Origin of the sequence: Nonomuraea jabiensis, assembly GCF_014204795.1 — a bacterium.
Lineage (GTDB): Bacteria > Actinomycetota > Actinomycetes > Streptosporangiales > Streptosporangiaceae > Nonomuraea > Nonomuraea jabiensis.
The window spans coordinates 1,352,915-1,367,933 of record NZ_JACHMB010000001.1; the positions used below are offsets into that span (position 1 = coordinate 1,352,915).

A 15,019-nucleotide genomic window follows, 5' to 3' on the forward strand; every position below is an offset into this window, starting at 1 on the left:
GGGTCGCTTAGGGTGTCTTCATGGAGGCAGGAAAGGCGATCTTCGAAACCGTCGACAAGCTTCGTCAGCGGCGCACGGCCCCGCTGGTGCTGGAGCTCGATCTCACAGAGGGCCTCACCGAGGGCCCGCCGACGGACCCGCTCGCCGCGGTGCTGTCCATGCGTAAGACGCGCCTGTCCGACGTCCTGTCCGGGCTGAAGCGCGCCAGGCAGGACTCCAGGGTCAAGGCGCTGGTGGTGAAGATCGGGGGCAACCCGCTGGGCCTGGCCATGGTGCAGGAGCTGCGCCAGGCGGTGATCCAGTTCAGGGCGTCGGGCAAGCTGACCGTCGCGTTCTCGGAGACGTTCGGGGAGTTCGGCGGCGGCACGGTGCCGTACTACCTGGCCACCGCGTTCGAGCGCGTCTACCTGCAGCCGAGCGGCGACGTCGGGCTGACCGGGGTGGCGCTGGAGCAGCGATTCCTCAAGGGGGCCCTGACGAAGCTGGGTGTCGGGTACGAGGCCGGGCAGCGGCACGAGTACAAGACCGCCGTCAACACCTTCACCCAGGACCACATGACCGAGCCGCACCGCGAGTCCATGGGGCGCATCGTCGAGTCGGTCACCGAGAGCCTCAGCGCGGGCATCGCCGACGGGCGCCGGCTCGACCCGGGCAAGGTGCGGGAGCTGATCGACCGCGGTCCGTTCACCGCCTCCGAGGCGCTGGAGGCCGGGCTGGTCGACGGGCTGGCGTACCGGGACGAGGTGTACGAGCAGGTCAAGCAGGCGGCGGGCGACGACTCGCACCTGCTGTACGTGTCCAGGTACGCCAGGGGCGCGGCCGTGCGGAAGCTGCCGCACCCGACGGCGGACGGGATCGCGCTCATCCACGGCACCGGCATGATCAGGACCGGCCGCAGCGGGCGCAGCCCGCTCGGCGGGGGCGGGGCGATGGGCTCCGACACGATCAGCGCCGCCTTCCGGGCGGCCCGGCGGGACGAGCACGTCAAGGCGGTCGTGTTCCGGGTGGACAGCCCCGGCGGCTCGTACGTGGCCTCCGACACGGTCTGGCGCGAGGTGACCCTCACGCGCAAGGTCAAGCCGGTGATCGTCTCGATGGGCGACCTGGCGGCGTCCGGCGGCTATTTCGTGGCGATGGCCGCCGACGTGATCGTGGCCCAGCCCGGCACGCTGACGGGCTCGATCGGCGTGTACGGCGGCAAGCCCGTCGTGGCAGAAATGCTCGAAAAAATCGGCATAAATTCGGAAATGGTGGCGTCCGGGACTAACGCCGGAATGTTCTCCACCTCTCGCAGCTTCTCCCCCGAGCAATGGGAGCGAGTGAACGCCTGGCTCGACCGAATTTACGATGACTTCGTGGGCAAGGTCGCCGCGAGCCGCGACCTGACCCGGGAGCGCGCCCACGAGCTGGCCCGCGGCCGCGTCTGGACCGGCGCCGACGCGCACGCCAGCGGGCTCGTCGACGAGCTGGGCGGCCTGGAGGACGCGCTGGCCCTGGCCAGGAAGCGGGCCGGCCTCTCCGACGACGCCCCCGTACGCGCCTACCCCCGGCTCAACCCGCTGGAGCGGCTGCGCGGCCCCGACTCCAGCGAGGACAAGTCCGCCGCCCTGGCCCGCCTGCGCCTGGACGGGTGGGGTCCCCTCGCCCGCCTGTCCGCCGAGCTCGGCCTCCCCGCCGCGGGCCCGCTGCTGCTCCCCACGTGGTACGTGATCCGCTGAGCGCTCACGTTCCGACCGGGCGGTAGCGGGAGCGGAGCCGTACCAGAGGCTGGAGAGAGGGCTCGACGTAGGGGACCGCGAGGACGGCGGCGATGAAGAGGGTGTGATCCCCGGCCGGGACCACTGTGGTGGTCTCGGCCTCCAGGGCGGCCACCCCGCCCTCCACCACCAGCGCGCCGGAGTGCGTTCCCCGGTGATGCGGCGTGCCCGCCAGCAGCAGCCGGGCGCTGGGGCGGCCGGCGGTGGCGAAGCGGCTGGCGATGGCCGCCTGGCCGGACGACAGGAGCGAGGCCGCCCAGCGGTCCTGCCGGAGCAGGACCTCGTTGAGGTAGCCGCCGCTGGCCAGGCTCACCAGGAGGAGCGGGGGCTCCAGCGAGACGGACATCAGCGCCGACACCGTGACGCCCAGGTCGTCGCGCCCATCGCGTACGGTCACCACGGCCACCCCGGCCGCGAGCTGCGCCATCGCCTCCGTGAACTCGCTCACGGCACGAACCTAGCGGTGCGGGCCCCCGGACGGCGGGGACCCGCACCGGAAGGCGGCGTCAGCCGAGGCCGTTGGAGGTCAGCCATTCCTTGGCCACGGTGCCGGGCTCGTCCTTGTTGACGGAGATCTTCTGCATCATGTCCAGGAGGGACTGCGTGGTGAGCTTCGCCGAGACGGCGTTCAGCGTGGTCTTGATCGTGTCGGTGGCGGCCGCCTTGTTGAGGAGCGGCGTCACGTTCTGGGCGGGGAAGATGTTCTTGGGGTCCTGCAGCGGCACGAGGTTGTTGGCCGTCATCTTGGGGTCGGTGGTGAACACGTTGCCGACCTGGATCGTGCCGTCCTTGATCGCGTCAGCCGTGGTCGGGCCCGTGGGCTTCCACTGCTTGAACTCGATCCCGTAGACCTCCTTGAACCGCGCCTCCCACCGCTTCTTGAACTCGGGCGGGCCGCCGACGACGAAGGTCTTGGAGACCTTGGCCAGGTCCTCCATGGTGTTCAGCGACTGCTTGGTCTGGGTGTCCTTGGTGATGGACAGGCTGTCCTTGTCCTCGGCCGGGGAGGAGTCGAGCACCTCGAGCTCGGCGGGGAGCTTCTCCTTCAGCGCGGCGTTGACCTCGTCGGTGGTCGCGGCCGTGTTCTTGAGGTCGACGAAGGCCAGCAGGTTGCCGTTGTACTCGGGCACGATGGTCAGGCCACCGCTCTTGACCTGGTCGATGACGACCTCGCGGCTGCCGATGCGCGGCTTCTCCTCCACCTGCACGCCCTTGGCCTCCAGCGCCTGGGCGTAGATCGACCCGAGCAGCACGCTCTCGTCGAAGTCGAAGGATCCGATGACGGCCTTGCCCCCGCCCCCGCCCCCGCTTGAAGCCGAACCGCTGGGGGCCGCGCTCGAGGTGTCGAGCGGGTTTCCTCCAGTGTTGCCGCCGCCACCGCCACAGGCGGCCAGCGCGAGCATCGCCGAAACGAACACCCCGGCGATGCCGTACTTGCGTCCCATCTTGCTTTTCCCTTCTAAGCGGGAGGTAATACAGGAGACTAGCGGACCTTAAGCCGTCGGCTCACCCCCGGGGAGACCGTCACTCTCTGGGCGAGCGTGAACAATATCTGGACCACCAGGGCAAACAGCACAACCAGTACTGAACCACCGACGACGCTCGCGTAATCCTTCGTCGCGAAACCGTCGATCACGAACCGCCCCAGACCGCCGAGCCCGGTGTACGAGGCGACGGTGGTGGTGGCCACGACCTGGATCGCCGACAGCCGGCAGCCCAGCAGGATCAGCGGCAGCGCGACCGGGACGAGCACCTGCCCGAGCACCTGCCCGCCGCGCAGCCCCATCCCGTACGCGGCGTCGCGCAGCTCGGGATCGACCCCCTTGATGCCCTCGAACGTGTTGACCAGGATCGGCGGCACCGACAGCAGCACCAGCGGGATGATCACCGGCCAGCTCGAGGCCGTGCCCAGCAGCAGCACGAACATCACCAGCAGGCCCAGCGTGGGCAGCGCCCTGGCCAGGTTCGCGGTGACGGCGACCAGCACCTCGCCCCGGCCCGTGTGGCCGATCAGCAGCCCCAGCGGCACCGCGATCGCCACGGCCAGGGCCAGCGCCAGGGCCGAGAACTCCAGGTGCTCCAGCAGGCGCATGGGGATGCCGTCGGGGCCGGACCAGTTGGCGCCGTTGCCGAAAAACTCGGTCAGCCAGCCGAAGAACGCGGTGAGCCAGCTCACGATCCCTGCCCCCTTCGGGCCCGTACCCATGGAGTGAGCAGCCGCTGCGCCAGCACCAGCAGCCCGTCGGCGACCAGCGCCAGCGCCACGACCAGCACGATCCCGACGATCACCGGCGGCATGAACGGGTTCTGGTAGGCCCGCGTGAACAGCCCGCCGAGCCCGCCCTGCCCGATCAGCGCGCCCACGCTGACCAGGCTGATGCTGGAGACCGCGACCACCCGCAGCCCCGCCAGCACGACGGGGACGGCGATCGGCAGCTCGACCGCGAGCAGCCTGCGCAGCGGCGTGAACCCCATCGCGACCGCCGACTGCCGCACGTGGTCGGGCACCGAGCCGAGCCCGTCCACGACGGCCGGGATCAGCACGGCCATGCCGTAGAAGGTCAGCGGGATGATCACCGTGGCCTGCGACAGCCCGGTCACCGAGATCAGCAGCATGAAGACCGGCAGCGAGGGGAGCGCGTAGACGACGTTCATGAAGCCGGCGGTCGGCTGGTAGAGCCAGCGCCAGCGCACGCAGGCCAGTCCCAGCGGCAGCGCCACGACCAGCGCGAACAGGATCGGCACGAGGGACATGGTCAGGTGGTCGATGAGCAGGTTCTTGATGCTGTCGACCCGGCCGGTATCCCAGTTACGCCCGATCCATTCCCATATGGAAGGAGGGCCGTCAGCCATCTGCCGCCTCCGCGAGCGCCTGGTCGAGCGTCTCCCTGGTGGCCACGCCGACGACCTTGCCCTGCTCGTCCACGGCCACCGCGCAGCCGGACGGCGACAGCAGCGCCGCGTCGAGGGCCGTGCGCATGGAGTCGCGCCCGTACACGAACGTCCCGTACGGCTCCAGCTCGTCGGGCCGATCCCGGGAGACCCACCCGGTCGGCCTGCCGTCCTCCACGACCAGCCGCCACGGCTCATCCCCGGCGTCGGTCAGGCCGGTCAGGTCGGTACGCAGCCGCAGCCCGCCCGTCGAGATGAACTGCAGCCGCCGGATCCCCCGGTCGTGCCCCAGGAACTCCTTGACGAAGTCGTCGGCCGGCTCCGACAGCAGCGTCTTGGGGGCCGCGATCTGCGCCAGCTTGCCGCCCACCCGCAGCACCGCCACGCGGTCGCCCAGCTTGATGGCCTCGTCGATGTCGTGCGTGACGAACACGATGGTCTTGTTCAGCTCGGACTGGAGCCTGAGCAGCTCGTCCTGCAGGCTGGTGCGCACGATGGGGTCGACCGCGCTGAACGGCTCGTCCATGAGCAGCACGGGCGGGTCGGCGGCCAGCGCCCTGGCCACGCCCACGCGCTGCTGCTGCCCGCCCGAGAGCTGGAAGGGGTAGCGACCGGCCAGCGCCGGGTCGAGGCCGACCCGTTCGAGCAGCTCCATGGCCCTGGCGCGGGCCTTCTTCTTGTCCCAGCCGAGCAGGTAGGGGACGGTGGCGATGTTGTCGACGATCTTCCGGTGCGGGAAGAGGCCGGCCTGCTGGATGACGTACCCGATGCCGCGCCGCAGCGTCGGCGGGTCGATGCCCTGGACCGGGGTGCCGTCGAGGAGGATCTGGCCCTCGGAGGCGTCGATCATCCGGTTGATCATCCGGAGGGACGTGGTTTTACCGCAGCCCGAGGGGCCGACGAGCACGGTGATCTCTCCCGTGGGCGCCTCGAGGTCGAGACGGTCCACGGCGACCGTTCCGTCTGGGTAGCGTTTGGTGACAGCGTCGAATGTGATCACGCGCGAACTCTCGCTTCAGGCTTCTGTGGCAGGGGTCGCAGCCCCCGTGCCACGACCGCCGCATGATCTATCGCAGCACAGACTACGGCGATCCGGACCACCGTGTCGTCCCGGGATCCCGCTGAAACGCTTCAGTTGAGCTGGATATTTACCCCAAATCTCGAAGTGGTAGTGCGCCGGACCGTGGTGTGTTGGCATGATTACCTCCACGAACTTGTGACCTATACCTCCACAAAGTTCCGACGAACATCCCGAATGAAAGTCACGAACTTCAGCCCCTCACCCCTCACCTCAGCGTCCGCTCACAGCAAGAGGATCCGGCCCCGTGTCTCAGCCGCTCACCGATCAGCGCCGACGCGCCGAGTTGATCGCAGAGCTCTACGACCGCCATGCCGCTGGGCTGTTCGCGTACTGCGCTGACCAGCTCGGCGACCTAGGCTCCGCGTCCGACGTACTGGTGACCTTGTTCTCCAGCGTCGCCGGCGTTCCCTCCGCCGCCGAGGCGCCCCGCGCCGCTCTCTACGCGTTCGCCCGCCGCGAGATCCGCCGGCGGGACATCGTCTACGCGCCCCCCTCCATCGATCCGCTGATCGACCCGGCCTCCGCCCTCGTCGAGCGCACCTTCCGCGAGCTGCGGCCACACCAGCGCGAAGTGCTGGTGCTGTGCGCGGTCTGCGGGATGAGCAAGGCGGAGCTGGCATGGGTACTCGACGTCGCCCCCGACACCGCCGAGGAAATGGCGGTGGGAGCGGCCCACCACTTCCGGCACGCCCTGGTGACGGCACTCTCCTCGACGGGGGTCCGCGTGCCCAAGCCGGTGGCGGACGTGTACGGCGCCCTGGGCGTGGCCCCGCTCGCCGACATCATCGGCCGCCTCCCCTGGGCGCAGCCACCCGGAGCCCTCCGCATCCACTTCGCGGGCTCCCGTTCCGCCAGTCCCGCCCCGCTCTTCGTCAAGCCCCGCTGGCCCAGCCCGCCGATGTGGCCGCAGCCCCTGGCGGACGCGGACCCGGCGACCAGCACGGTCATCTTCCCGGCCGAGCTGCTGACGCCGCCGTCGCCGTCGCACGTGCCCGAGCACGCCGCCACGACGGCCCCGATGCCCAAGCTGAACAACTCCCCGGAATCCGCACCGCGCCGCGGAGAAGTCCCGACCTCGCACGTTCCCTTCGGAGAAGCCCCGACTTTCTTCGGAGAGGGCCGGAGCTCGACTCCGGTCTCCTTCTTCGGAGACGACACGACCTCGACCGCCCGCTCCCCCCTCAGGGACCCGTTGGCCTCCGCCCAGCGTCTGCACGATCCGCTGGGTCCCACCCCGTCTCTCAGAGATCCTCTGGCGGCGGTGGACGGCGCACGGCCCGATCAGCCCGGCACACCACAGACAGCTCCACCCTTCGCAGGGAGGACCCCAGTGCCGCCTTACATCCATCCGTTCTTCCAGGACCCGCCCGACGAGCCTTTCGGCGGTCCGGAACCCTTCGCGACCGGCGACGTGATCTTACCCAGGGACACCGCGGAGCCCTTCGCGACCGGCGACGTGATCCTGCCCAGGGATCTCCCCAAGCCGTTCTCGGACGACGACGACGGCGACATCCTGGCCCCCAGGGACCCGCACCCCGACGTGCTGGTGCACAAGGGCCCCGCCCGCCCGCTCCAGCAACCGCCGCGGACGAACGAGCCGGCCCGCGACGCGGCGCCCCTCTTCCGCCCTCGGCCCAAGTCCGCCAGGCGCACCAAGCCCGCCAAGCCCTCCGAGCCGGCCGGGCGCACCCCCAAGCCGGCCGAGCCCGCGAGGCCCGCCGAACCGGTCTACCGCCTGCCCCTGTACGACAAGGCGCCCCCGAAGCCCCCCACTCTGCCCAGGCCCTCCTCCTCGTCGAGCAGGAAGACCCAGGCCCCGCCCGACGAGGAACCCCAAGGGACCTTCGCCTCGCTCTCCCCGGAGCCCTCGCTCCTGGCCCCGCGCCCGGTCCGCCCCCGTCCGGTGCCCAAGAAGCGCCCGGCGTACACGGCCCGGCCCGAGAAGCCCCGCCGCCGCAAGGACCGGCACTTCGACTGGGCCTGGGAGGTCGTCGGGTTCCTGGTCTGCGTGGCGATCGCCATGATCGTCTTCTTCTCGATGCCCGCGTTCCTCCACCCGTGACCCGTACGCCCGGCGACGGCCGGGCGGGTCGCGGCGAGCGGAGTTCTCCTCAGCTCGCCGCCTGCTTCACGAGCGCGCTGATCCGCTCCTCGCTCTCGGCGGTCAGCTCCGTCAGCGCGAAGGCGGTCGGCCACATGGTGCCGTCGTCGAGGTTCGCCGGGTCGTTGAAGCCGAGGGTCGAGTACCGCGTCTTGAACTTCTGCGAGGGCTGGAAGAAGCAGACGATCTTGCCGTCCTTGGCGTAGGCGGGCTGCCCGTACCAGAGCTTCGCCGACAGGGACGGGGCGCTGGCCTTGACGATGGCGTGGATCCGCTCGGCGATGACCCGGTCCTCATCCGCCATCTCGGCGATCTTCTCGAGCACGTCCCGCTCCGCGTCCGCCGCCTTGTCCGCGGCCGAAGAGCGGCGCGCGGCCTTCTTCAGCTCCTGGGCGTGCTCCTTCATCGCGGCCCGCTCGTCATCGGTGAACCCGTCGAACGTGCCGCCGGCCGCGGTGGTCTTGGTGGTCTTCTTCGTTTCGCTCATGGTGAGACTCTCCTTGTCCGTGAATCATCCGTCTTGCGAGGTTGCGGCCCCGGGCGGCGGATCAGTGTATGCCGCCCGGGAAGCGTCATGCCCTTAGCCCCAGGCGCCGGCGATCTGGCGGGTGGTGGCGTTGAGCCGGTTGAACAGGTTGGTGACGCCGATCATCAGGACGATCGCGGCCAGCTGCTTCTCGTCGAAGTAGGTGGCGGCGCTGTCCCAGACCTCGTCGTTGACCGCGTCGGCGCGGTCGGCCAGCCGGGTGGCGGCCTCGGCCAGCGCGAGCGCCGCCCGCTCCTCATCGGTGAAGTACGGGGTCTCCCGCCAGGCGGCGACCGTGGCCAGCTTCTCCTCGCTCACCCCGGCCTTGCGGGCCGTCTTGACGCCGCCGTCCACGCAGGCGCTGCAGCCGTTGATCTGGCTGACCCGCAGGTGCACCAGCTCCAGCGTCTCCCCCTCCACCCCGCCGGAGTGCACGGCCTTGAAGATCTGCTGGATGGGCTGCATCGCGCCGGACAGGATCATGGCGGGGTTCTGCATACGAGGCTGCATCGGGTTTCTCCTCTTTCAGGTCTGCGCCCCGTTCCCTCGGGGGCGTGACTCCATGACAGCCGGAGGAGGGCTACCATGACGACGTCGATGGGACACTTTGGGACAGTTGAAATGGCTCTGACCAGCAACGACCGTCCTCGAGAAGTTTCCGCCGGTGTGGGACAGAAAGACGGGGGAAACGGTGGCTGCGCAACAGAAGGCCGACCCGCAGGACGAGCTGGCCGCCCGCCTGCGCCTGCTCCAGGAGCTGTCGGAACGCGGCGTGCGGGCCCTGGCCCGGGACGCCGGCCTCAGCTCGTCGTCGCTGTCGCGCTACCTCAGCGGGCAGACGGTGCCTCCCTGGCCCGCGGTGGTCGCGCTCTGCCGCCTCCTCAAGCGTGACCCCCGCCCGCTGCGCCCCCTGTGGGAACGGGCCTCCAACCCCCTGCCCGCGCCCCCGAAGACCAGCCGCCAGGTCCAGCCCCCCTCGCCGCCCGCGGGAGCGCCCCGCCCGCCCCGCAACGACCTGCCGCGCGACGTGCCCGACTTCACCGGACGCGAAGCCCAGCTCGCCGCCGTGCTCGCAGCCGTGGACAGCAGCCGGGTGGTCGCCATCGACGGCATGGCGGGCGTCGGCAAGACCTGCCTGGCGGTGCACGCGGCCCACCGGCTGGGCGCCGGCTACCCCGACGCCCAGCTCTACCTGGACCTGCACGGGTTCACCGCCGGACGGGAGCCCCTCGGACCCGACCCCGCGCTGCGGGCCCTGCTCGCCGCCCTCGACGTCCCCTCGGAGAAGATCCCGCAGGAGGGCGGCATCGAGCCGCTGGCCGCCTGCTGGCGCTCCGAGCTCGCCCACCGGCGGGCCGTCGTGGTCCTCGACAACGTCGCCGACGCCGACCAGGTCCGCCCGCTGCTGCCCGGCGCCGGCCCCTCCGTCGCCCTGATCACCAGCCGCAACCGGCTGCTGGGCCTGGACGAGGTGCCCCCGGTGTCGCTGGACGTGCTGACCCCGCAGGAGAGCGCCGAACTGCTGGCCCGCGCCAGCGGCGACCCGGGCGGGCCCGACAGCCGGCTGTCCCGCGACCCGGAGTCCGCCGCCGAGGTGGTGCGGCTGTGCGGCCAGCTGCCGCTGGCCCTGCGGCTGGCCGCGGCCCGGCTGCGGCACCGGCCGGGCTGGACCGTGGGCATCCTCGTCGAGCGCATGGCGGAGGGGGCCACGGAGTTCGACACGGCGTTCGCGATGTCCGTACGGCAGCTGGACCGGTCGCAGCGCCGCTTCTTCCGGCTGCTGGGCCTGATGCCCGGCTCGACCTTCGACGAGTACGTGGCGGCGGCGCTGGCGGACATACCGCTGCGCAGCGCCCGGGCGATGCTGGAGGACCTGCTCGACGCGCACCTGGTCCAGCAGCCGGCGGCCGGCCGCTACCGCCTGCACGACCTGGTGCGCCAGCACGCGCGCCGGGCCGCCGCCGAGCAGGACTCGCCGGCGGAGCTCGATCAGGCGCTGCGCCGGGTGCTCGACTACTACGTGCACGCGGCGGCCGCCGGCGACGCCGCCATGTCGTACCTGTCCCCCGACCGGACGGTCTCCGCGGGCCCGCCTCCCCCTGAGCTGCCGCAATTCGCCAACAAGCACGCGGCCCTCTACTGGTTCGCCACCGAGTACACCAACCTGATGGCCGTCTTCGAGGCGGCCGTCGCCGCCGGAGCCGACGCGCACGTGTGCGAGCTGCCGCGCTTCATGCGGGCGTTCTTCGCGCGGCGCTGCGGCACGACGCACCTCAACGTCCTGTTCGAGCGGTCGCTGGTGGCCGCGCAGCGCCTGGGCGACCCGGTGCAGCTGGCCGAGGCGCACAGCGACCTGGGCTTCGCCCGGTACAACGCGGGCCGGATGGCGGAGGCGGAGGCCGCGTACGAGGCGGCGGCGCCGCTGGTGTCCCAGACCGGGGCCACCAGGTCGGAGGCCGAGCTGACCATGCGCCGCGGCTACCTGAGATGGGACGAGGGCTACGTCGAGGAGCCGCTCGACCTCTTCCGGCTGGCGGGCAAGCTGTACGCGGACGCCGGCTGCCCGACGGGCACGGTCCACGCGACCGCGTACGAGGCCTGGGCGATGCTGCAGCTGGGACAGCGCGAGGAGGCGGCGCGGCTGGCCCGCGCGGCGCTGGACGTCCCGCACTCCGACCCCGCCTGGCCGCCCACGCTGACGGCCAGGATCACCCTCGGCGTGGCCATCGCCCCCGAGGCGCCCGCCGAGGCGCTGGAGCACCTGGAGCAGGCGCTGACGCTGGCCCGCGAGGACGGCCACAAGCACAACGAGGCGTGGTGCCTCAACTGCATGGGCGTCGCGCTGCGGCAGATGGGCCGGTACGAGGAGGCGCTCGCGAGCCACCGGCAGGCGTTCGCGCTGCTGGACGAGCTGTTCGAGGAGCACTGGAAGATCCACTTCCTCAACGGCTACGCCGAGACCTGCCGGCTGGCGGGCCTGCCCGAGGAGGCCCTGAGCCTGCACCGGCAGGCGCTGGAGCTGGCCCCGAAACTGGGCTACCGGTACGCGGAGGCACTGGCCCACGAGGGGGTCGCCGCGGTCCTCGACGAGAGCGACCCACCCACGGCCGCCGAACACCGCGCGGCCGGCCAGGCCATCCTCCAGGAGCTCAAACCGGCAACCTGACGCCGGCGGATATCGCCACGCAGATTCGGTCCCGGTAAAAATCCTTGCGCAGAATGAGCAGAACCCTGGACTCGCCGTTCTGGGGCGGGTGAGAATCCGATCGTCAACCGAAGATCGTGGAGACGCCGGGCAGCTCTTGTCCCGCGCGTAACCCCTGCTCGACACGGGCGAGGACGTATGCGGGTAGTGCGTGGGCTGCTCACGGCGGCGCTGATTTTAACGATCTCCCCGGCGGTCGCCGCCCGGGCCGACGAGGTGCCGGAGCCACCGAAGGCCGTCCAGGAGCCGCCGCAGGCCGAGGAGTCCGCGGTCGCGGCCGCTCGGAGCGCCGGCCGGCCGGTGGAGATCGAATCGATGCGTACGGAGACCCGCCAGGTCTTCGCCAAACCGGACGGCACGCTCTCGATGGAGCTGAACGTCCGCCCGGTACGCGTCCGCCAGGCGGGCGGCTGGGTTCCCGTCGACACCACGCTCCGCCTCAACCCCGACGGCTCGGTCAGCCCGGCCGCGACGGCGATCGGGCTGAGGTTCTCCGGCGGCGGTGACGCCCCGCTGGCCACGCTGTCGCGCGGCGCCAAGTCCCTGCAGCTCGGCTGGCAGGGCACGCTCCCCAAGCCCACGCTGAACGGCGACACCGCCACCTACGCCGAGGTCATGCCGGGCGTGGATCTCCAGGTCACCGCGGACGTGGACGGCTTCTCCCACATCCTGGTGGTCAAGTCGCGGGCCGCCGCCGAGAGCATGACGGAGCTGACGTTCCCGCTGTCGGCCTCCGGCCTGTCGGTCGAGTCGGACCAGGCGGGCAACATCGAGGCCGTCGACAAGAACGAGGGCACGATCTTCACCGCGCCCACCCCGAAGATGTGGGACTCCAAGGGCATCACGAGCCCGCAGGCGCTCAAGGAGGGCCGCTCCCCCGAGGCGCGCGAGGCCACGATGGGCGTGGAGCTGGCGGGTAAGCAGCTGCGGCTCAAGCCCGACAGAAAGATGATGACGGACCCGAAGACCCACTTCCCCATCTATCTCGACCCGTACTTCTCGGCCGCCCGCAACGCCTGGACGGCGGTCTGGAGCAACTGGCCCAACTCCAACTACCTCAACTCCAGCGACGTCGCCCGGGTCGGCCACGTCGAGTCGCAGAAGAACCGCTCGTTCTTCCAGATGAACACCGGCTCGACCATCCACGGCAAGCAGATCATCAAGGCCACGCTGCGCACCTACGAGACGTGGTCGTACTCCTGCAGCGCCCGCAAGGTCGAGGCGTGGGCCACCAACACCATCAGCAAGTCCACCACCTGGAACAACCAGCCCTCGTGGGTCAAGCTGCTGTCCACGGTGAACGTGGCCAAGGGCTGGGGCTCGTCCTGCCTGCCCGGCGGCGTCGAGTTCGACGTCACCCCGCAGGTCGTGGACGCCGCCGCCAAGAAGTGGCCCAACGTCACGATCGGCCTGCGGGCCACCAGCGAGACCGACGTGTACGCCTGGAAGAAGTTCAAGAACAACCCGAGCCTGGTCATCGAGTACAACTCGATCCCGTCCGACCCGGTGGCCGCCGACGCCTGGTCGGACCCGGGCGGTCCCTGCGTCTCCGGTGACGGGCGGCCGGTCATCAGCACGGCCAGTCCCAAGCTGTGGGCCAAGCTCAAGGACGCCGACAACTCGGTCAAGGGCCGTTTCGAGTGGTACAACGCCGCCGGGACGAAGACCGGCGAGTACGTCACCGCGACGGGTTCGTCCGGCTCCGCCTACTACGCGACGGTTCCGGTCAGCCTGTACGCGGACGGCGCGCTGATCCGCTGGCGGGTGCGGGCCGAGGACGGCAAGGCCACCAGCGCGTGGAGCCCCTGGTGCGAGGCCACGGTGGACGCCACCGCGCCCGGCAGGGAGCCGGTCGTGACCTCTCCCCAGTACGCCGAGGAGGGCTGGAACGACGGCGTCGGCCTGGCGGGCACCTTCAGATTCGAGCCCAACGGCGTCACGGACGTGGCCGCCTACGTCTACGGGCTGGACACCACGCCCAAGTCGGAGGTGGCGCCCGCCGCTGACGGCACGGCCACGATCGCGCTCACCCCGCGCCACGACGGCCCGAACGTCCTGTCGGTACGCAGCAAGGACCGCGCCGGCCAGCTCGGCCCGATCCGCACCTACGTCTTCAACGTCAACTCGGGCCGCGCGCCCAGCGGCCACTGGGCCATGAACGAGGGCCAGGGCGCCGTGACCGCCGACGCCACCGGCGGGCACCCCGCCACCCTGTACGGGACGTCGTGGACGACCGGCAGGACCGGCGCGGGGCTGAAGCTGGCCAACGCCTACGCCCAGACCTCCGGCCCCGTCACGGACACCAGCCGCAACTTCACCGTCACCGCCTGGGCCCGCCTGACCGGCAACGCGGCCACCGCCACGGTCGTCACCCAGGAAGGCTCCAGAACCGGCGGCTTCGCGCTCCAGTACTCCAAGCCCGACGACCGCTGGGCCCTGATCCGCCCGGGCTCCGACGCCGACGGCGCCGCGACGGCCAAGGCCCTCTCGGCCGCCGCCCCCAGACTGAACGAGTGGACCCACCTGGCCGGCGTCTACGACTCGGCCGCGGGACAGATCTCCCTCTACGTCAACGGCAGGCTCGAATCCACGGTCGCCGCCACCTCACCGTGGAACGCGGCCGGACCCCTCACCATCGGCCGCGGCAAGGTCAACGGCGCGGCGGCGGACCACTGGGCGGGCGACCTCGACGAGGTCCGCGTCTACGGCCGCGCCATGTTCGCCGACGAACTCGCCGACCTGGTCAACAGCGCTGCCACGCTGGTCGGCCACTGGACGTTGGATGAGGAGTCCGGCCTGACGGCCGCCGACTCGTCGGGCAGGGGCACGCCCGCGACCCTGTCGGGCGGGGCCTCGTGGACGGCCGGCTGGCTGGACGGCGCGCTCGCGCTCGACGGCGTCAACGGCCACGCCCAGGCCGGCGGGCCCGCGGTCAACACCAGGACGGGCTTCACCGTGACCGCCTGGACACAGCTCGACTACCTGCCCACCCGCGACACCGCCGCCGTGGCCCAGCCCGGCAACCGGGCCGCCGGCTTCCAGCTCGGCTTCGACAAGGAGCAGGGCCGCTGGACCCTGGGCATGGCCGCCGCCGACAGCGACACCGCCGCGCTCGCCCGCACCCGCTCCGACGCCATCCCGACCCCGCTGGAGTGGACGCACGTGGCCGGCGTGTACGACCCGCTCGCCGGAGAGCTGCGCATCTACGTCAACGGCCAACTCCAGGCCACGACCATCACCGACCACGTCAGCGCATGGAACGCCACCGGCCCGCTCCAGCTCGGCCGGACCAAGGCGGCGGGCGCCTTCACCGGCTACTGGCCGGGGATCGTGGACGACGTCCGCACGTACGACGGCGTGCTGAGCGCCGAGCAGATCGCTCAACTGGCCGCCCAGTAAGTCCTGCTCAACACCGCCGGCCGCCTCGATCAGGGCGGCCGGCGGTCCTCAGCCCCCT

General features: G+C 71.2%; 11 protein-coding genes. 4 read left to right on the top strand and 7 right to left on the bottom strand.

Annotated elements, in window-relative coordinates; translation table 11 throughout:
• Positions 1 to 20 precede the first annotated feature (20 nt).
• Positions 21 to 1,718, top strand: coding sequence for a signal peptide peptidase SppA (sppA, locus tag HD596_RS05650; protein WP_185068253.1), 1,698 nt, complete (start codon positions 21 to 23; stop codon positions 1,716 to 1,718).
• A gap of 4 nt (positions 1,719 to 1,722) precedes the next feature.
• On the opposite strand, the gene HD596_RS05655 is transcribed toward sppA, so the two are convergent.
• The 5 genes from HD596_RS05655 to HD596_RS05675 are packed head-to-tail and all read right to left on the bottom strand — an operon-like array spanning position 1,723 to position 5,649.
• Positions 1,723 to 2,205 (bottom strand): flavin reductase family protein, encoded by a 483-nt coding sequence (locus tag HD596_RS05655; RefSeq protein ID WP_313042893.1) that lies wholly within the window; start codon positions 2,203 to 2,205, stop codon positions 1,723 to 1,725.
• Positions 2,206 to 2,263: 58 nt separating this feature from the next.
• Positions 2,264 to 3,202, bottom strand: coding sequence for an ABC transporter substrate-binding protein (locus HD596_RS05660; protein WP_185068254.1), 939 nt, complete (start codon positions 3,200 to 3,202; stop codon positions 2,264 to 2,266).
• A 38-nt stretch (positions 3,203 to 3,240) separates the two neighbouring features.
• Complete coding sequence (locus HD596_RS05665) at positions 3,241 to 3,933, bottom strand: ABC transporter permease (RefSeq protein WP_313042895.1); 693 nt, start codon at positions 3,931 to 3,933, stop codon at positions 3,241 to 3,243.
• Entirely contained in the window at positions 3,930 to 4,610 is a 681-nt protein-coding gene (locus tag HD596_RS05670) for an ABC transporter permease (RefSeq protein ID WP_185068256.1), read from the bottom strand. The genes HD596_RS05665 and HD596_RS05670 overlap by 4 nt, the downstream gene beginning before the upstream one ends.
• A complete protein-coding gene (locus tag HD596_RS05675; RefSeq protein ID WP_185068257.1) occupies positions 4,603 to 5,649 on the bottom strand; it encodes an ABC transporter ATP-binding protein in 1,047 nt (348 codons plus the stop codon). The genes HD596_RS05670 and HD596_RS05675 overlap by 8 nt, the downstream gene beginning before the upstream one ends.
• Before the next feature lie 325 nt (positions 5,650 to 5,974).
• Here HD596_RS05675 and HD596_RS05680 point away from each other — a divergent pair, with 325 nt between their 5' ends.
• Entirely contained in the window at positions 5,975 to 7,792 is a 1,818-nt protein-coding gene (locus HD596_RS05680; RefSeq protein ID WP_185068258.1) for an RNA polymerase sigma factor, read from the top strand.
• Positions 7,793 to 7,841: 49 nt separating this feature from the next.
• On the opposite strand, the gene HD596_RS05685 is transcribed toward HD596_RS05680, so the two are convergent.
• Both HD596_RS05685 and HD596_RS05690 read right to left on the bottom strand, forming a co-directional pair.
• A complete protein-coding gene (locus tag HD596_RS05685; protein WP_185068259.1) occupies positions 7,842 to 8,318 on the bottom strand; it encodes an iron chaperone in 477 nt (158 codons plus the stop codon).
• Between the two features lie 93 nt (positions 8,319 to 8,411).
• Positions 8,412 to 8,867: a carboxymuconolactone decarboxylase family protein gene (locus HD596_RS05690; protein WP_185068260.1), complete on the bottom strand. Its 456-nt coding sequence runs from the start codon at positions 8,865 to 8,867 to the stop codon at positions 8,412 to 8,414.
• Positions 8,868 to 9,048: 181 nt separating this feature from the next.
• Here HD596_RS05690 and HD596_RS05695 point away from each other — a divergent pair, with 181 nt between their 5' ends.
• Positions 9,049 to 11,523, top strand: coding sequence for a tetratricopeptide repeat protein (locus HD596_RS05695; protein ID WP_185068261.1), 2,475 nt, complete (start codon positions 9,049 to 9,051; stop codon positions 11,521 to 11,523).
• 177 nt (positions 11,524 to 11,700) lie between these two features.
• Positions 11,701 to 14,961, top strand: coding sequence for a LamG-like jellyroll fold domain-containing protein (locus HD596_RS05700; protein WP_185068262.1), 3,261 nt, complete (start codon positions 11,701 to 11,703; stop codon positions 14,959 to 14,961).
• Positions 14,962 to 15,019 lie beyond the last annotated feature (58 nt).

Excerpts from the sequence above, each read along its gene's own strand:
- HD596_RS05660 (WP_185068254.1), bottom strand. The coding sequence starts at position 3,202 with ATGGGACGCAAGTACGGCATCGCCGGGGTGTTCGTTTCGGCGATGCTC.
- HD596_RS05700 (WP_185068262.1), top strand. The coding sequence starts at position 11,701 with ATGCGGGTAGTGCGTGGGCTGCTCACGGCGGCGCTGATTTTAACGATC.
- HD596_RS05690 (WP_185068260.1), bottom strand. The coding sequence starts at position 8,867 with ATGCAGCCTCGTATGCAGAACCCCGCCATGATCCTGTCCGGCGCGATG.
- HD596_RS05685 (WP_185068259.1), bottom strand. The coding sequence starts at position 8,318 with ATGAGCGAAACGAAGAAGACCACCAAGACCACCGCGGCCGGCGGCACG.
- HD596_RS05670 (WP_185068256.1), bottom strand. The coding sequence starts at position 4,610 with ATGGCTGACGGCCCTCCTTCCATATGGGAATGGATCGGGCGTAACTGG.
- sppA (WP_185068253.1), top strand. The coding sequence starts at position 21 with ATGGAGGCAGGAAAGGCGATCTTCGAAACCGTCGACAAGCTTCGTCAG.